Source organism: Bacteriovorax sp. Seq25_V, from assembly GCF_000447795.1.
In the GTDB taxonomy this organism is placed as follows: Bacteria; Bdellovibrionota; Bacteriovoracia; order Bacteriovoracales; family Bacteriovoracaceae; genus Halobacteriovorax_A.
This window is the reverse complement of the sequence record NZ_AUNI01000020.1, coordinates 292,932-311,325: the sequence shown is the minus strand read 5'-3', so window position 1 is coordinate 311,325 and position 18,394 is coordinate 292,932. Positions and strand designations below refer to the sequence as shown.

At 35.6% G+C, this 18,394-nt stretch carries 18 protein-coding genes and 1 riboswitch; of the genes, 11 read left to right on the top strand and 7 right to left on the bottom strand.

Going from position 1 to position 18,394, the window contains the following annotated elements:
• The first annotated feature begins 13 nt into the window (after positions 1-13).
• Positions 14-1,105: a DUF2786 domain-containing protein gene (locus M900_RS14205; protein ID WP_021275339.1), complete on the top strand. Its 1,092-nt coding sequence runs from the start codon at positions 14-16 to the stop codon at positions 1,103-1,105.
• Positions 1,106-1,198: 93 nt separating this feature from the next.
• Positions 1,199-1,552, top strand: a complete 354-nt coding sequence (locus M900_RS14200; RefSeq protein WP_021275587.1) for a hypothetical protein — start codon at positions 1,199-1,201, stop codon at positions 1,550-1,552.
• Here M900_RS14200 and M900_RS14195 read toward each other — a convergent pair.
• Positions 1,549-2,256 (bottom strand): 7-carboxy-7-deazaguanine synthase QueE, encoded by a 708-nt coding sequence (locus M900_RS14195; RefSeq protein WP_021275486.1) that lies wholly within the window; start codon positions 2,254-2,256, stop codon positions 1,549-1,551. The genes M900_RS14200 and M900_RS14195 overlap by 4 nt on opposite strands.
• Positions 2,257-2,342: 86 nt before the next feature.
• Here M900_RS14195 and M900_RS14190 point away from each other — a divergent pair, with 86 nt between their 5' ends.
• The 4 genes from M900_RS14190 to M900_RS14175 all read left to right on the top strand — a co-directional run bounded on the left by M900_RS14190 (position 2,343) and on the right by M900_RS14175 (position 4,297).
• Positions 2,343-2,804, top strand: a complete 462-nt coding sequence (locus M900_RS14190) for a DUF2452 domain-containing protein (protein ID WP_021275306.1) — start codon at positions 2,343-2,345, stop codon at positions 2,802-2,804.
• A 3-nt stretch (positions 2,805-2,807) separates the two neighbouring features.
• Positions 2,808-3,341 (top strand): hypothetical protein, encoded by a 534-nt coding sequence (locus M900_RS14185; RefSeq protein WP_021275377.1) that lies wholly within the window; start codon positions 2,808-2,810, stop codon positions 3,339-3,341.
• Positions 3,338-3,718 carry a hypothetical protein gene (locus tag M900_RS14180; protein WP_021275290.1) on the top strand — a complete coding sequence of 127 codons (381 nt, stop codon included), beginning with the start codon at positions 3,338-3,340 and terminating at the stop codon, positions 3,716-3,718. Before M900_RS14185 ends, M900_RS14180 begins: the two co-directional genes overlap by 4 nt.
• 147 nt (positions 3,719-3,865) lie before the next feature.
• Entirely contained in the window at positions 3,866-4,297 is a 432-nt protein-coding gene (locus M900_RS14175; protein WP_021275620.1) for a TraR/DksA C4-type zinc finger protein, read from the top strand.
• 32 nt (positions 4,298-4,329) lie between these two features.
• Here the strand turns inward: M900_RS14175 and M900_RS14170 are convergent, their stop codons facing one another.
• The gene (locus M900_RS14170; protein WP_021275425.1) at positions 4,330-4,953 is read right to left on the bottom strand and encodes a hypothetical protein; all 624 of its coding nucleotides are present in this window, start codon (positions 4,951-4,953) and stop codon (positions 4,330-4,332) included.
• Between the two features lie 99 nt (positions 4,954-5,052).
• Positions 5,053-5,718 (bottom strand): hypothetical protein, encoded by a 666-nt coding sequence (locus M900_RS14165; RefSeq protein WP_157680678.1) that lies wholly within the window; start codon positions 5,716-5,718, stop codon positions 5,053-5,055.
• 54 nt (positions 5,719-5,772) lie between these two features.
• Between M900_RS14165 and M900_RS14160 the strand changes: the two genes are divergently transcribed.
• On the top strand, positions 5,773-6,183 hold the full coding sequence (locus M900_RS14160; protein ID WP_021275414.1) for a hypothetical protein: 411 nt from the start codon (positions 5,773-5,775) through the stop codon (positions 6,181-6,183).
• Positions 6,184-6,244: 61 nt separating this feature from the next.
• Positions 6,245-8,056: a kelch repeat-containing protein gene (locus M900_RS14155; protein ID WP_021275450.1), complete on the top strand. Its 1,812-nt coding sequence runs from the start codon at positions 6,245-6,247 to the stop codon at positions 8,054-8,056.
• 10 nt (positions 8,057-8,066) lie between these two features.
• Here M900_RS14155 and M900_RS14150 read toward each other — a convergent pair whose 3' ends face one another.
• Positions 8,067-8,468, bottom strand: coding sequence for a hypothetical protein (locus M900_RS14150; protein ID WP_021275390.1), 402 nt, complete (start codon positions 8,466-8,468; stop codon positions 8,067-8,069).
• Between the two features lie 42 nt (positions 8,469-8,510).
• Complete coding sequence (locus M900_RS14145; RefSeq protein ID WP_021275299.1) at positions 8,511-9,881, bottom strand: DEAD/DEAH box helicase; 1,371 nt, start codon at positions 9,879-9,881, stop codon at positions 8,511-8,513.
• 220 nt (positions 9,882-10,101) lie between these two features.
• Between M900_RS14145 and M900_RS14140 the strand changes: the two genes are divergently transcribed.
• From M900_RS14140 to tgt, 3 genes are all read left to right on the top strand, one after another.
• On the top strand, positions 10,102-11,394 hold the full coding sequence (locus M900_RS14140) for a hypothetical protein (RefSeq protein ID WP_021275598.1): 1,293 nt from the start codon (positions 10,102-10,104) through the stop codon (positions 11,392-11,394).
• 136 nt (positions 11,395-11,530) lie between these two features.
• Entirely contained in the window at positions 11,531-13,627 is a 2,097-nt protein-coding gene (locus tag M900_RS14135) for a hypothetical protein (RefSeq protein WP_021275333.1), read from the top strand.
• Positions 13,628-13,701: 74 nt separating this feature from the next.
• The gene (tgt, locus tag M900_RS14130; RefSeq protein ID WP_021275462.1) at positions 13,702-14,832 is read left to right on the top strand and encodes a tRNA guanosine(34) transglycosylase Tgt; all 1,131 of its coding nucleotides are present in this window, start codon (positions 13,702-13,704) and stop codon (positions 14,830-14,832) included.
• A gap of 33 nt (positions 14,833-14,865) precedes the next feature.
• Here tgt and M900_RS14125 read toward each other — a convergent pair whose 3' ends face one another.
• A complete protein-coding gene (locus M900_RS14125) occupies positions 14,866-16,896 on the bottom strand; it encodes a TonB-dependent receptor (protein ID WP_021275499.1) in 2,031 nt (676 codons plus the stop codon).
• A 53-nt stretch (positions 16,897-16,949) separates the two neighbouring features.
• Positions 16,950-17,073, bottom strand: a riboswitch (TPP riboswitch).
• A 97-nt stretch (positions 17,074-17,170) separates the two neighbouring features.
• Positions 17,171-18,286: an aminotransferase class V-fold PLP-dependent enzyme gene (locus M900_RS14120; protein WP_021275579.1), complete on the bottom strand. Its 1,116-nt coding sequence runs from the start codon at positions 18,284-18,286 to the stop codon at positions 17,171-17,173.
• Between the last annotated feature and the right edge of the window lie 108 nt (positions 18,287-18,394).

Here is an 18,394-nt window from a genome sequence, read left to right as displayed (position 1 = left end):
TAATAATTTACTAATGTTTATTTATTCAAGTACGACAGAAACATTTCTAAAAAAAGTTAAAGCTCTTGCCAAAGAAATTTTAGCGAATGAAGTCTCTCTTCCCTACTCTGGAAAGAGATTACTGTACAATCGTACATACTACCCTTTGCACTTTGTATGCTTTGAACATGAAAAAATACTAGGTTTCTATGACCCAACAATTTATCAGATTGCCCTGAATAAAAATTTAATGTTCAAAATAGATGATGAAATTATTAAAAATGTCCTACGACACGAAGTAGCACACTTTCTATGCCATATCTTTCATGGTGATGATGTCAAAACCCACGGAATTGAGTTTAGGGAAGTATTTAAACGATATGGCTGGGATCCAAATTTTTCAAAATCAAAAATCATGCTTGAAGAAGTTATTCCAGAACGAGAGAAAGACCAAAAGATTCTTGAAAAAATTAATAAGCTTTTAAAATTATCAAACTCATCAAATGAGCATGAAGCAAATCTTGCAACAATCAAGGCCAACGACCTCATTGCCAAACATAATCTTGAATCAATAGTCCAATGTGATGAGCATACCAAAGATACAGAAGAGACTTACGTTATTAGAGTTGCAAGTTTCACCAGAAAGAATGCCCTCCATGATGGTCTCTACGAAGTTCTTCAAAGCTTTCAAGTCTACCCTATATTTAATCAAGGACGTGGAGGAGGATATCTTGAAGTCGTTGGATCAAGAGTTAATGTAACCGTTGCTGAATATATGGCCAATTACTTGTCTCTTTCAATAGAATCAATCTGGAAGAATCTGAAAAAGGAAAATTCAAAACTCAAGGGCATTGTTGCAAAGAATTCTTTTACTCGAGCTTTCTGTTCTACTATATCAAAGAATTTGAAAGAACATATTTATCAAACAGCTAGAAGTAAGGAATTAACTCTAACAAAAAATGAACTCACTATTCATGTAAACCGCGTCTACCCCAAAGTGCGCGCGAGTTACACTTCAGCAAAGAAAACAGATGCCATGGCATCAAATATAGGTCGTGCACTTGGTGAGAAGTTTCAATTTAAAAAAGGTTTAAATAGAGGAAGCTCTCCAAAACTTCTTAAGTAACTGACTAAAAACATCCATCGATCTATAAAATAGGAATTGTTTTCTTCTTAAAATTATGAGGAAAAATTCTTTTTTTTTTATATAATATTAATAATGAATAATAAGAAACAAAAAGTAGATCAGTTAATAACAAATTGTTCGATGGTATTTAAAAGTTACCTTTATGAAGTTGTTATATCCAAAAACAAGGCAAATCTTTGGCACTTTACCGCAAGCAAGAAAGATAAAAAATACGTAGTATATTGCGCACCTGATATTGCTAAAGTTCGTGGTATTATCAAAGTAGCTTTAAAGAAAATTCCAGGAGATTCAAAACTGGTAGTTATTTGTAACGGTTTTGAAGATGAGGATTCCAAACAAGCAGAAGAGTTTAACTACTCTATTCTAACAATAAGTACAATTAAGCAGTATGGAACATCAATGATTGAGGCAAGAACACAAGCTTAAACCTGCTTTTTGTCAGCTCCAAATACCCACTTATGTTGTTGGCCGATAACACGAAAAAGGCTTCCGTATTTTTCATTCATCGCCAAAATATTTTGAAATCTCTCCATTGGAAATTCTTCTTCAGGCTCGTAGCATGGAGTAAGAACCCAAGGAAAATCCATTGATTCACTTTGTGCGAGAACTTCATTATAAGCATCATATGTCGCCAAAAAATCTCTTTCATCAGCAATGACGGCCTTTATTTGAAATTTTCCAGGATACTGTTTATTAAGTGTGACAATATTTGAAACTCTAGTCTTAACTCCTGTAGATGGTGTCTTAAAATCAAAACTAATAAAATCGATTAAATCAAAAATTGTATGAACAACTCTTGAACCAGCAGCTTCAATATTAACAAAGAAACCTTTCTCTTTTAAAAAACCTGCAAGCTCTAAAACTTGTGGCTCATGTTTTGGATGAAGAGGGTCTCCTCCTGTTATAGAAACACGTTTTATTTTTAAGTTATATGTTTCTTCGACAAGCTTTTCCCAAATATCTTCAAGTGATAACATATCACCAGCAAACTCCCATGTATCCATTGAGTCGCAGTTAATGCAACCAATAGCACAGCCTTGAAAACGCACGAAAACCTGAGGAGTTCCAAGGTGAACACCTTCGCCTTCAGTCGCACGATAAATGGAGTTTATAAGATACTTCTTATCCATAGGCCTACATATAGCATAACTTACAGAGTTATCATATACTTTAGGTAAGAGATACATAGTAACAAGCCTATTAACACAGGGTTCTGATGAAAAAAAATGAAGAAACAAGAGAAATAGACGTCGATAAAATTGACCTAGACAGGCTAAAGACACAAGTTGCGGCACTGCCTTCGATCCTCCAGTACGCCCATGATCGCGGTTCAGCATTGATAAACCCAGAAGATATCGGCAAGCAGAAGTCTCGTGCCATCGCGGCCATGCAAGAGCAGACCAAGCGCGAATTTAAGCAAATCGTCGATCAGATGGCGCCTTTAATGGAGCAAATGGAGCTTTTGAAAAAACGTGTTTATATGTCAGAGATTATCTATCAGGCGCACATTCCTTTTGATCCAATTATTGGCCAATCATACTTTGTTTACAACAAGGAAGATGGAAATACTGTCCTATCAATGATTTCACCTTCAGAATGGGGAAAGTCAATGCCATTTAAAAGCTATGAAGGACGTGTTAAACTTTTAAGTGATCATACATGGGAAGTTGAGGATTAATTAGTGAATATTGATAACGTATTTAATGAAGTCATCGAAAAGTTGAAGCAGGATATTCGTCCTCACCTGCACCTCACAACAGAAGACCATGTGGTACTAAAAAATCAATGGTCGCAAATAAACGAGTCTCAAAACTTTCAAGAACTTTTTAAAATACTTTGTATTCTCGATAATACGAATTCATTAAACCTTATACACCAAGAAAATATCTCTCACACACTTAAAAACTGTAACGATGAAGAAATCTCAGTTCTCACGCTAGGAGTTGCTAGAAAGCATATTATTGAAGCCTCTCACAAGAATTCTAATCGTGTCTCAATGGACTTTCTCGAAGTTTTAAAGCATATGTTAAAAACTAACTCCTCAGAGACTTTAGAATGGACCCTGAGGCTAATTGAATCACTTGGTTCACAGTCCATCATTTTAAAGCCAGACGTTTTAAAAGCGAAACCAGGAATGCTTGCAAGCTTTAACTCGCACAAGAAAGCAGCAAAACAGATTATCGAGTTACTAGAGAGACGATGGGGAAATAGATGAGTAAAGATTTCGAATCACAGCAACAATATGAAAGATTAATGGCCGCAAAAAATGCAGTTGAACAAAGAATGTATAATTCTCAAGCAGAGGCGGAAATCCAAGTACAAATATTTCCAGATAAGTCTGTTTCCCCGGCCAAATTTGTTCCCAATAAATCGATACCTGGAACATACCGCGCACATCCTACAACAATACGCGCGATGCGTCCTGAAATCTTTACAGGAGCTCATAATGAACTCTTTGCTGATTTAGAATATGTGATAGAGTGCGAGTCGTGTCATAGCGAATATGACCTACAATTTTGGAAATTCTGCCCGTATTGCGAAAAATCTATCCCGAAGGACTTACCTAAGTCCCTGAATTCTCGTGCACTGTAAATCTTTGTAAGAAAAATACCTTTTACTAACACATGTAAAGTTCTGTAAATTCATTTGCAACACACAAACAACAAACTTTTAGCTTTAAATTTTAAGACAAGGACGGATTAAAAATTAGAGCGAGACATGACAACAGGAGTGGATAGTATGACAAGAGCAAACTCTTATCTGTCCGAGGAACAAATTAAAAACCTTAAGGACAAGCTTCTTGCTGATAAGGAAAGAATCCTGAATAAGAATTCTTCTAAAGATCAGTACTGTATGGACAAGAATGAACTTTTCGACCCAGTCGATGAGGCTTCTATCAACGCACAAACTTCTCAAGAAATCAGATTTAAAAACAGAGAGAATTTCTATCTCAAAAAAATTAATAAAACTCTTCTTAAAATTGACCGTAGCGAATTTGGGCTATGTGATGACTGTGATGCAGAGATCGGTTATGACAGGCTTAATGCACGTCCGACAGCGGAACTTTGTATCAACTGTAAAGAAGAAGCTGAGCTTGAGGAGAATAATAACTTCTTTAAGAAGAAGTCAAAATCTCTTGGAAAAACAATTCAAGAACTTGGAAAAAGATAATCAAAAAAGGCTTCCCTACGGAAGCCTTTTTTTTATTTTAAAGTTTCGATTTTAATTGAGTTAGATGCATCTAAACTTGCTTTGAAGTGGATTCTGAAAGCTCCAAAGTTAATTGTATTAGCATATTTTGAATCGTTAATTCTTACTAATTTCTGTACCTGGTAATCAAAGTTACCTGTAATTACTTTTCCTTCGTTTAAAGAAGAAATTTCTTCCAGTGATAATAAGTCTTCAATTTTAATATCGAGATCAAGATCTTGTGTTGAATCATTTGCGAGTACTACTTCTGCAATCTTTTTGAAAACACCATCTCTGTAAGCAATAACCTTAACTTCTTCAGGTTGTGCTATAACTTCTCTTACTTCCCTATCCATTGTTACAACTTTGTAGCTTAAAGTACTTAGAGGAGCAATTTCAGAGAATCCAATTTCTTCCCCCTCTGATTGGCAAGTTAGAAACTTTACATTGACATTGAAGTCAGCAGTTTCATTAGAAACTGAAACTGAATTTAGCGAAGTTTTATATGCTCCAAATTTATATCTTTGTATATCTGCTTTTGTTTTACACTGTGCTGTTAGACCATCGCTAACCTTTACATTAATACCTGTGCTTGCAAGAGTTGAGAGGCATAAAAAACTGAAAAGAATTGCTTTCATATAATTGTATCCTAGTTAAGTAATTGATAACTACGTATACAATAAAATCTAGCTGGTTTGGAAAATAGTAGGCTTCTTTGTAGATTTTACAAAGTAAGCCTATTTAGAAGAATAGGAAAGAGCTTCACTAAACATCGCCTCACCAATTGGCCTCTGTCTTGTCACCAAGTCTACAACTCGGATAGTTTTTGAAGCTTTTAGTAGCGTATGAATTTTGAAAATCTCATTACTCTCGACCTCAAGAGTTATTGATGAAATATCCTTATATAATGGACTCTTTGCCACAACTTTATATCCATAAGATTCTACCTCAGAAGAGATGTCTTCAATGGTAAACCCATTCGCAGGACCGACAATAAGCTTATTTGCGACGACACCATCACAGATGCCCTGATAAGAGTCAGCAAGATCAAAATCAAGAATAGATAACTCTCCTTTTTTATACTGTCCCCAGACACAAAAGTTTTGATCATTAGCAGTCGAAACTTTAAAAACGTGGCGAAGACCTAGGCCAGAACAGTGAATATAAGAATCTATATTCGTAATATCTGAGACAGTTACACTATTTTTTTCTAGGCGCTGAATCAACGGCCCAAGAAAATTCTTATCGACGACATAACTAGAATGTTCATTGAAAGAAGAAACTTTCAATGTGTCAGATTCATCCTGTGCCCAACATGCACCTTGTGATAGAATCTTGATATCGGCAGAATAAGTATAAGCAGACCATGCCATGCAAACGAGTATTAGTATTAGTTTTTTCATACTTATTTTGTCGGCTTTTAAAAACCGAACTTTATACTCGGACAAATATTTTTTATGAATAGTGAAAAAGATCATATATTACAAGTAGTTAGAAGCTTCTACGCGATCGCAATTAATGATGTCTTCATTGGCTATCACTTTAGAAAGATCAGCTCAGACCCAAATGGCCATAAAACTATTCATTCTGATCTCGGGGCATTTGAAGACCATATTCCAAAAGTTGTAGACTTCTGGGCATCGCAGTTAATCGAAGGACACACCCCTGAGTTTAATCGTCCAAATGTTCTTAAAATTCATGAATACCTAAAAATAAGACGCGGAGAGGTAGGTCGTTGGATTGTTCTATTCAAAGAGAACCTCTCAAAACACCAGTCTGAAGAAACAAAAAGCTTTAATCAAAGATGGCTGGCCAAGATTGATTTATTCGAAGCAGCATTCATTAAGTACTACTTTTCTGCGAAGTAGTTTGACATATCAAACTCCTATTCATATCGTTATTTATCGTAAATTTTTATTGGGGAGTTTTATGAATTTTAAATCATTCATTCTTGCTACAGTTCTATGTTCTGGCCTGAGTGTCCAGGCAGCAAAAATGGTTTTTCTTGTAGAAGATTCAAAAGGCAAACATATTGGTCTATCTACAAATCAAAAAGATTACACCATTCTTGAAAGTGATAAAGAATGGAATCTATATCCGAGTATCTCAAGTGATGGACAAAAAGTCACTTTCGTAAAAGGTAGTGATCAAGACTCACTAGTTCTTACGGTGAAGAACTTAAGTCTAGGAACTGACTCTACTTACACGGACAAGAGCTTTATTCTACAACCAAAGTTTTCAAAGCAAGACTCGATGATTTTCTTTTCAATGAAGTCAAAAATCGGTTTTATAAATACAACTGATAAGAATCAAAATATCACATATATTAATGAAGAACTTCCTTCTTACTTCCCTGTTCCATTTCAAAGTGGAGAGGTCCTTATCTATCAAAGAAATAATACAGAAAAAGAAATTGTTATTTTTGATATTCTAAATAATGACAAGAAAGTTATTGGGAAAGGAATGTCACCGTCACTTTCTAAAGATGAAAAGTACATTGCTTATACTTCTAAAGAAAATGATAACTGGGACATTCATATCTATGATCGCTTTACCAAACAAACGATAAAAGTAACTACTCACCAAGACAGAGATTTTTCACCATCATTTGATGCAAAAGGAAATCTACTTTATACCTCAGATCGTCTTGAAAATGGTGTTTTCTCAATCTACACACAATCCTTCAAATCATGGTCAGAAGGGCTAAACCAGGAAGTTCTTCTAATTTCTAAACCAGGAACTAGTTTCTATGCACCTCAGGTTTCGGGGAATATCAATATTGAGATTGAGCAGCTTCCAAAATTAATTGGCGAACCAAGATCATCATTTGGAACAATAGAACTAAACGGAAAAGTATATGTAGCAGGTGGTCACCAGGGTGCTGAGCACACATACCCACCAGAGTCATTTACAGGACGAGTGACTGCATATGATCTAAAAACTAAGACTTGGACGAATATGGCGCCAAGAATTTATCCTTCGCACGGATTTCAGTTAGCGGCCTATAAGCACTATATTTATGCTTTTGGAGGATTTGCTTACGAAGAAACAACTCTTCCGAAGTGGAAATCGCTTTCAGTAGTTGAAAGATATAATACACTTACAAATACATGGGAAGAAATCTCTGAGATGCCAAGAAAAAGATCTTCCAATACCGTATCAAGAATTGGGAATAAAGTTTATCTACTTGGAGGATGGGACTCTACACCAAAGTTTAAAGATGATATTGATGGAACATTCCACGATGAGATTGATGTATACGATCTTGAAAAGAATACTTGGGAAACTCTTGAAGTAAAACTTCCACTTAAGAGAAGAGCATTTAACTCTTTTGTAAAAAATGGAAAGATTCACTTAGTTGGTGGAATCTCAGAGGGCGGAAGTCATTTCGCGCTTCTTGATAACTTCACTGTTTTTGATCCTAAGACCAAAACTTTTTCAGAGCTTCCAAAACTACCATTTGCAACATTCGCCCCTGCGAGTGGAACAATTGGAGATACGGCATTTGTGTTTGGAGGGATGTTTAAGCTAAGCCAGTGGGAATATGAATATATTCCACATATCTATGAATATGATTTTACTAAGAAGCACTGGATACACAGTGGTAGGTACTTAAAAGAATATAAAGGCTTCTCACAAGTTGTAAAACTTGGAGATTGTCTTGGTGTTCTTGGCGGGCATAGCTATCAAGGAAATCAGGATAAGCCTGTTGATACTTTTGAAAAGGTTTGTCTAAAATAAATAGATATAATTACTCACAGTCCTTCTCGGACTGTGGGTTCTTTGCATCATACACTTCCTTCACAAAACTCTCCAAAACGGGCTCACCTTTTACATCATCCAGTAGCCAATTTCTTACATAATATTGATCAATTTTTAAAGCTGCCAGACAAGCACCTTTTTTCGTATGATATTGAGCGACAATCATTTCGACTAATCTAACTTTGAATCTTTTAGGGGAACCTTCAATACAACCCTCTCCGTAAGAACTACACTTCACACTCTTTGAGGGATCAGAAGCCGCAATACGAACTTCCTCAATTGAATTATCAAAGTTATAGGCCATAAAGAACATGTCCTGAGGAGTGTAAGTTTCCTCCTTTGAACAACCGGCCATAAAAAGAAAAAGTCCTATAAAAATTAAAATTCTCATAGGACTATTCTATATTAAAAAACTAGTTTTAAAAAAAGGAAATTATGTTCTCTTATTCGATCTTTTTGTCACCTTACGAGTTGGCCTTGCTGTTGAAGCCTTCGTTACTTTCTTCGTTGTTTTCACTCCAACTTTCTTCGTTGTCTTCTTTGTATTTTTCTTGGCAAATCTTGGAGTTCTTTTAGGTGCTGTATCACGTCTTGCTACTTTCTTGGCAGCTTTCTTCGCTGGTGCTTGTCCACCTTTAGCAAAAGCATTCTTTCTGATTGCAATTGAATCAATTTTTAAGGCAGTTTGGCCTTGAATTGCTTCATTGATACGGCCAATTAGTGGCATATCTTTATTCGTTACAAAGTTATAAACTTTTCCATAAGCACCATTACGACCAACACGCCCACTACGGTGAACGTAGTAAACAGCTTCAAATGGTAAGTCATAGTTAAGAATCCAAGCAAGTCCCTTAACATCAATACCACGAGCGGCCATATCAGAAGTGACTAGGATTCCACCTATTGTTCTAAAACTTTCAAAAGATGCCTTTCTATCTTTAGCACTCATATCACCATGAAGAACATGAATTTTAAGATCCTTAAAATTATTCTTTAAGAAGTCATATATTTCAACAACACTCTCTTTCTGGTTAAGAAAAATAACACCGCTGCCCTTGGCCTCTTTTTTAAGAAATTGCTCAAGCATCACTTTCTTTTCTTGATAATTGAGTGTGATGTTAAAGGTATCGATCTTACTAACAAGAGCATTAGTAATACCGACGTTTACATTTTCAAAAATATGTCCTGAAAAGAATTCTGTTTTAAAAGTTTCAAAGGCCTCAGCACTCGTTGCAGAGTAAAGAGCTGCTTGGTATGGCCCTTTAAAATGTTTTCTTATTCCTTTCATATCAGTCATGAAACCCATATCAAGAAGTTGATCGGCTTCATCAACAATAAAGCAATCGAGATTATCAAAGTTAATCTCGCCCTTATCAAGCATTGACTTAATACGACCTGGACCACCGATAAGGATATCAAAAGTTTGCCCCTTCAATGATTGAACGGCCTTTCCTTTATCTCCACCCATCGCAACACGCACGCGCTGCTTAATATGATGAGAAATTTTCTTTGCTTCATCCTGAACTTGAGTTGCAAGCTCTTTAATTGGAACAACGATAACAGCACGAGGGCTTCCCTTCTTAGCTTTTACATCATTCTCTGTTGCTTTTAGCATTTGAAAGAGAGGTAATAAATATGAGAGAGTCTTCCCACTACCAGTCTTTGCTAATACTTGAAGACTCTTTCCTTCCACAAACGGTGGAATAGCTTGGTGCTGTACATCAGTTGGTTTCACCAAATGATTTTCTTTGAAATAGTATCCAAACATTTCAACATCAAGAATATCAACAAATTCCTTTGCCACTTTAATCTCCTACAAATTTAATCTTTTATCCCGACGATATTTAGCATAGTTAGTCCCTCATTGATAGTTTTAAGAAAGCTCTGTGTAAAAAGACCAACAAAAGTCTTAAGTTATTATAAATAAAGGATAAAAATCTTCCCTCTACCCTAAAAACGAACCTGTTTATATGATGTGTTATAAATAAATTTTTCATAGCAGAGAAACAAACAAAGGATTTAGGATGAAGATTAATTTCAAAAAAATCTCACTAGGTGTTTTAGCTACAATTTGCTTAACGCAAAATGTACTTTCTTATGACATCGTAGACAGAGCAAAACTAATTGATGATAGGTTTAAAACAATGGAAATGTTGAGACCTTTCGGACACAACTTTTACCTTGATATTAATGGAGCTGTTACAACAGATGCCATGGATCTAAAAGATGATGCTGAAAAAATTGGTAAGCTTGAAGGGACAACTGATCAACAAATTGATGAAGCAAATAAAATTCTCGAAAAATATTATGACAAGGAACAAGTGCTAAGAGCAAGGTTTGGATTTGGGATTCCAATTTTCTCATTCAACGCATTTGATATTAACTTTGAACCAAATCTAAGAGTTGATGCAGGACTTATGGCAATTCTAACGCCGCAAAAAGAGACAGCAAACTTTACAACATTAGTTCAACAAATCGGAAATATTGACGGTGTACCACAGGGAGCTGTTGATAAAATACTAAACTGTGTTTCTGGAGCCACTCCAAGTGATGGTGATGATCTTCTTGTAGTATGTGTTCCAACCTATATTACGACAGCTGAAAGAGATCAAATTAAAGATGCAGGTATTGAAAAAATTCCTTATATCGCAAGTATTGCAAGTACAACAAAAGAACTTCCAAAGATCGATGTCTATGCAAAGGTTGAAGCTAAAGCTGGTCTTTGGTTCGATTACACTAAAGGTGAGCACTTCTTTGGGACATTTGGTCTTTATGGTCTAGGAAGAATTGATGTTAATAAAACGGCTAACGCGGCCCTACTACTTGGGGATTCTGCTGGTCTTGACGTAACAGAAAACACACTTATCAACGCAGCTGTTGACTATAGATTTGGATACAAGAATTCAAATTACTCTGCATTCTTCTCAGTTGAAGAATTAAAACTTGCGGAAATGTCTTCTGAAGATAATGGTGCAACTCCTGATTTTGGAACAGATCCCCTAATCAGACTTCATGGTCAGGCAGACTACAAAGTTTCATTCTTTAAAATGTCTCCATATGCAGGAATACATAAGAGATCAGGATATGATCTTGCAGATGGTTTCTATGTTGGTTCAGACTGGGGAATGCACGTTTGGGAAGACAGAGTTGGTCTAACTTTTAAAACTGCTCTTGATAAAGAACATATTACTTTAGGTCTTAAAACAAAGCTATGGCTTATGCACCTCGACCTTACTGGAAAATTTGCAGTTTCAGACAAAGTTGATGACATTAAAGTGTCAAATTACTACGGTCTAAACTTCAGATTATTTTTCTAATACTTTTTTAAGGGGCAAGGAATCTTGCCCCTTATTTTTGCAGGCGAAAATTCTTCCTCCTCCCTAAAATTGGCACGCATTCATAAATTAACCTATAATTAAAACAAATACTTAAACTAATTATACGGTTATCAAAATGACGACAAGAACCCATTTAATAGCAAAAACACACGATAACAAAACTTCTCATCCTCTAGTTGGCCAACTTTTCATTAAACCTAGTGGCACAGGTGCTGAAATATCAGAAAATGGTGGACCGATTCTTGTTTTCGAACAAGATGGCGTCGTCACAGTTAAAATAGAAAATGATGTAAGTGGAGTTAACTTCAATGGTCATCCTGTCAAAAAAGGTGGGATATACTTTCTAGAGCTAGGAGACACTGTTACTTGCAAAGAAACAGTAATTTCAATCATTGAAGTTGATATCATCGAGACTGCAACATCAATTAATGTGGACAGTCTTGATGAAATAAAACTTGAAAATACTGAAACAATGCCTGACACAAACCCTCAAGTTTTTTCTGACCAAACACTACAAAATGATCGCGAAACAAAGCTTGAGAAGAAGGAACCAAAAGAAGTTCACCATGAGAATCATGATGATGATTTAGGTTTCAGCGTTGATACAGAAGTTATTAAAACAGCAGAACTTAACGCCCCTATTAAGAAGAAAGTAAAAGAGCAAAAACAAAACCAAGAAATTACACGCACATCGATTGATATTGGCGAGCTATTACAAACTCAAAAGAAACAAACAAGAAAAGAAAAACTTGATAAGCTCGATGAGGAAGATGAAAGTGATCCAAAAGTAGTCGCCAAAAAGAAAAAAGCTAATCAAGTAAAGAAGATGGAAATTAAGACAAAAAGATCAGACTCAATTGAAACTACTCGTCGAGTTGGTCCCTTTACAAGACTTTTTTCAATTATCGCAGGATTCTCTCTTACGATGGCACTCTATCACTTCGTTGATGCAGCGACGTTGAATGAAATAACATCAAAAATTATCACATTAGTAAACACTAATATTCCACAAGCTAAAACTCTACTAAAGGATTATCAAGATCTCTTAGAGCAAACAATCTCTGTTCTTTTAATTTATTTTGGAATTAATTTCATTTCTAATATCATCTTTTCAACGAGCATTCCTTTATTTCTCGTCGGTGCAACAACGGAAGGAACATTTATTCGAAAAAGAATAAAGGCACTTCTAAGATTTCCTCTAGAAGTCATTTCATTTTTCCTACCAATTTTTGATCTTCCGGTATTAATAGGAAAACGCTCATTTAAAGAATTTATAACAAAGACACAAATTCAATATCGTCAAAGAATATTAAGACTTACTGCGATTCCTCTTCTTCTAATTTTCTCTCTATTGCCACACTTTGAAACACTGATTCGCGCTAAAATTGAAAAGAAACCAGAAATTTCAATAATTACTTCTACTATGTTTACAAAAGAAAAATCTGTAAAACACTCTGTTTTGATGGTTAGTCGTGGAATAGAATTAAATTATGAAATTGCGGGGTCATCGACTCCAAAAATGAACTTCTTTCTAATTAATAAGACCGATGGTAAAACTATTGCATTTCGAGAGTTGAGATCAATCAAATATTCTCTGATGAAGAGTGTTAAAGATGAAATTCCATTCTTCAGTCAATTCTATCCAAACCTTAGTGCAAAAATTGAAGGAGATACTCCTTCGGACTTAACTGGGCTTAGAGAAGAAGTTTTAAACTTTATAAAAAGTGGCGAATTTACAATCTGTGGGAAACCGGAATATTTATCTCAACTCAATATCCTAACAACAAATACAGCTTCAAATTTTCTTCGTTCAAATAATATACTTTTTGAAAAAATATATAAAACCACAGAGGAAACTCGTTATTACGAGTATAAGGGCGAGCTATCTCTGCTAGCGATAACCAATGATGAAATAAAAATTCTTGCAGTGGACTCAAACATTGAAAAGCCTTGGCCTTACTTAAGTCAAATAGCTCTTTCATTTAATGGACATGGCAAGCATGAAGAAATCGACTCAATTTTTAGAGATCCAGCGCTTTTCTCAAGTCAAAAAACGATAATCCAAGAACGTTTGAACAATATAAAAAGTGCTCTAACAAGAAATTCGGATCAAAGTAATTCTATTTTCTTTGAAAAGTTCGTCAAGGCGCTTTATGAACAAACACCTCAAGAGCTTACAGAATTCCAAGCTTATTTGAATAGTTTACTGTAAGAATTACTTCTTATATTGCAAATTGGTGCTCTCACTGCTAAATAGTGAAAATTACAATTTTTTAAGGTAGTTACATGAGAATTCAAGACCAAGTAAAAGAACATTTTAAGTTTGAATTAGTGCACGTAGATAAGCACTCAAAGGCGAGGGCCGGAGTTATAAAAACTCCCCACGGAGATATTCCTACACCAGTATTTATGCCAGTAGGTACTCACGGAGCAATAAAGGCATTACCTCCAAATTTTCTTGATGAAATGGATACAAAAATTATCCTTTCAAATACATATCACCTACACCTTTCTCCAGGTTCAAAGCTGATAGCGAAGGCTGGTGGGCTTCATAAGTTTATGAACTGGAATGGACCGATTCTAACAGACTCGGGAGGATTCCAAGTCTTCTCTCTTCAGGGAAATTCAATTACTGAAGAAGGTTCTTCTTTCAAAGACCAAAAAGGTAAGACTGTAATGCTTACGCCTGAAACATCAATCGAGATTCAACAAAATCTTGGTAGTGACATCATGATGGCCTTTGATGAGTGTATTCCATACCCTGCGGATAGAAAGTATACAAAGACCTCTATTGATAGAACTCACCGTTGGCTAGATCGTTGTATTGCTTCTTGGACAAATCCAACGCAAGCACTTTTTGGAATTATCCAAGGATCGACTTACGATGATTACCGTGATGAGTGTCTTAAAGAATTAGTAAAAAGAGATCTTCCTGGATATGCAATTGGTGGTGTATCTGTTGGTGAAGGCCCAGAACTCATGGAAAAAATTGTTAAATATACAGGACCTAAAATGCCTGCAGATAAACCACGCTACGTAATGGGTGTAGGTAATCCTGAAGATCTTTTTATGATTTGGGAATATGGAATTGATATGAGTGACTGTATCATTCCGACTAAATTTGCTCGTGGTGGAACATTATTTACCAACCGTGGAAAAATTAGAATTAAGCACAAGAACTACCGTCACGATTTCTATCCAGTAGAGCCAAATTGTGAGTGTTATACTTGTAAGAACTTTTCAAGAGCATACCTAAAGCACTTATTTGACTCTAATGAAATTCTAGGTCAGGTACTTGCGACACTTCACAATATTGCTTTCTACAAATCACTTGCAGAGAGAGCTCGTGAAGCTATTCTTGAAGATCGCTTCTTAGAATTCAAGAAAGAATTCCTTGCGGGATACAAGAAAGACTAGAAGATACAAGGCCCATCTCATGGGCCTTTTTTATTAGAATGTATAGCGAAGACTTACTCCATAAGTGCGTGGGACACCTCTTTGAGTATACCTTTCATCATTCCAGTCAGGTGGTCTATTGGCAAAGAAGAAACCACGAGTAGAATAATCTTCATTGAAGATATTCTTAGACCATATGCTAATGCTAAAACGTTTTATTTTATAACCTGCTTTTATATCTACAAGCTGATAAGCGCGAGATTTCTCTGAGTGAGAATTTGAGAAATAAAAATTATCTGACATAAAAACATTTCCTCCAAAATAAAAACCGTTATCGAGTCTATAAGTTGATGAAAGATTAAATTGATACTCAGGAGCATGTGGCATATCACGATCCTTTAAGGATTTTGAAGCATAAGAGTAATTTCCATATTCAGTCTTTAAAAGGCCAAGTGATGATAGTAACTCAAGCCCCTCAACTCCATTCCAACGGCCCTCAAGCTCCAATCCATAATTATATCCATCTGTCGCATTATCATTATAAAATGTATAAGAGCTCGGATCAGAAGGATCATCCTGGAAAGAAGTCTTCACTTGAATATCTTCTCGATACATAAAGAATGTGGAGAGGTTTGTTGACAAATTTAGGTGTTTAAAATTATTTTGATTTCCAATTTCTAAGCTATAGAGCTTCTCCTGCTTAAATTCTTTTCGATCCATTGGAACATCTGACTGAGTATTGAATCCCCCCGCTTTAAAACCTTTAGAAAGCTTCCCATAAAGTTTACTCTCTTTATTAATGTGGTAGTTAAGAGAAATTTTTCCACCATACATAAATTCATCTGGGGAAAAATTATTTCCAAGCGAGTCATTATAAATAGCACTACGGCTTGCAATACGGGCCCCATAATCCAAAGAAATGTTATCACTAAGATCAGACTCATTTTCAAAATACAGCGAAAGCTCCTTTGTTTTAAAGTTCCCTCGAATATTCTTTCTAACTGCTTCATTCTTATAAGCGACCTCACCAAAACTTTCATGTGAAAGCTTTCCATATAATCCAAGAACAAGCTTTTGTGCCTTAACTAATCGCTGATCAATGCTTAAATCTTCTTTAATTTTTGGAAACTCGATATTGTAATCATAGTTCGCGTTATAACCTGGCAACGCATTCCATTGAATATTGTTGCCCCAGTCTTCATCATAACTATAAAATATTTTCGATTTTATATGTGTAAAAATAGAAATTGATTTCCAATCACCACCAAGAATCTTTTCGACACGAAGTGCTTGCGCTAGTGTTCTTTGATCATCCTGACCAGGCTTATCAGAAGTAGTAATTCTATTATTACTTTGCGTGAATGCATCATAACCATTATTTAAATTAAAATAATGAAGATTTAACTTAAGCTTAAAGCCGTTAATCCTTCCAAGAAGTTTGGCTTTTGTCGTGAACTCATCCTTACCATTCGTATCTTTTCGATTAAGGAAATTATTATTCATATAACCATCACTATCTTTTTTTGACAGAGAGAGAGCTCCTTGAAAGTTCTGAGATACAGGGAATGAGGCACCGACACCTTCTTCAATAAGACGATAATTTCCATAATTAAAGAAGGCCTGCCCTTTAAACTTCTTAGAAGGTTCAAGTGAACTCATATGAATCATACCAGCAAGAGCACTTGGACCAAGTCTTGTTGCCTGTGGTCCACGATACACTTCGACTTGAGAGATATCCCTTAAAGAGGATACTCCAGCAATGCCTGAGTAATCAATATCATCAATCACGATCCCTACAGAATGATTTGGCATTCCTTCATAACTTGCTCTCTCCCCAATCCCACGAATCTGAAAATAACGTGTATTAGAACTTCCTTGAGAGTAATTGATATTAGGAATTGTCTTAATAAGATCTTCTATTTGAAAAGACCTTGCATTATCGATATCCTGGCCAGATCTCATTGACAGAGAGTTCCCACTATCATCATACGCCTTCTTAGGAATGAGTGTACCATAGACATAAACAGTATCATCTGCGATTGAAGCAAATGAGAAAAGAATTGAAATCAAAAGGATTTTTTTCATAAGAATCTCCCTATCAAGTAGTGAGATTCGGAGCACGCGAAACTGATAAAAACATGAATGTCTTTCCTAATTCCTACGTCGGTGCTAACCGAATCAGGTTCAAAGGGTCCTTCATCAAGGCCTAATTAGGCAAACAAAGTCTCAGCTCATTTACGATGAGCACCCCTTTAGGATTAATAACGGCTACAAACTAGACGTAATAATTACAGATGGCAAGAAAATAATTTGGAGAAGTGCTTTGTCCTTAGACAAAGCACATGTGATAAATTTTATCTTATGCAGATTCAATTGCTAAAGAGATAATCTCTGTAAGCTTTTTGATATCTTCAAGCGTGATATTGTGGAAGAGAGAAATTCTAAACTGGTTCTTTCCAAGCTTTCTATAGGCATCAATCCCGTAAACAGCTTTCTGTTGTTCAAGAACTTTGATTAAATCATCTGCACTATATTTTTCGTCAACGTTAATAGTTGCAACAGCATTTGAACGATAACTTTCCTTTTCAACATAACAAGAAAGGTAAGCCTTCTCATTCGCCCACCCATAGATATGATTTGCTTTATCATTTGCCATCGAAACAACTTTTTCATAACCAAGTTTATTCATTAATTTAACCTGCTCATTTAAGAAGAAGATTGTTGAAATACTTGGAGTATTATAAGTTTGATTTTTAACTGAGTTTTCAATTGCGTGAGACCAGCTCATAATTGGCGGAATATATCGAGACTTATCAGCAGCGACTTCCTCAGCTCTCTTTAGTGCCTTTGGAGACATAATTGCGACATAAAATCCACCTTCTGAAGCAAAAACTTTTTGCGGAGAAAAGAAGAAAACATCACATTCTGAAACATTGCATGGAACTTGTCCTGCTCCTGAAGTCGCATCAACACATAGAAGAGTATCTTCAGAAACTTTAGGAAGAGAATTTATCATTACACCAGTTGAAGTTTCATTAAGAGTTACAGCAATAAGGTCAGCATCATCAACATCATGAGCTTCACAACCATCACCGTATTCACTTGCAAATTCTTGTGCTTCTATCCATGGAATAGCTTTGTGTGACTTGTACCATTTTTGAGAAAACTCTCCACATGTAAAGTGAGCAGATTTTTTCTTTGTAAGCCCTAATCCAATAGCATCAAATAAGAACGTTGCTCCACCATTACCGATAACGATTTCATGGCCAGCAGGTACATTAAAATATTTTCTAAGCCCTTCTTGCATTTCTTTTACTAGATTTTTTACTACTGGCTTCCTGTGACTGGTACCAAGTAACTCAGTTCCAGTTTCTGCAAGAGCTGTCAAAAACTCTACTGGAACAAGTGATGGACCTGAACCAAATCTTGGGTCACTAGGTCTAAGGTTTTGCGGTATGTTAAAATTTTCAAACATAGTATATCCTTTCGTTTGCGTTTCAAAGTTATTCTACCCTATTTTATGTAAAAACTAGCCATTTGAAAATGAAAAGATATTGCCATTAGGTAGGTGAATTGCTTCAAT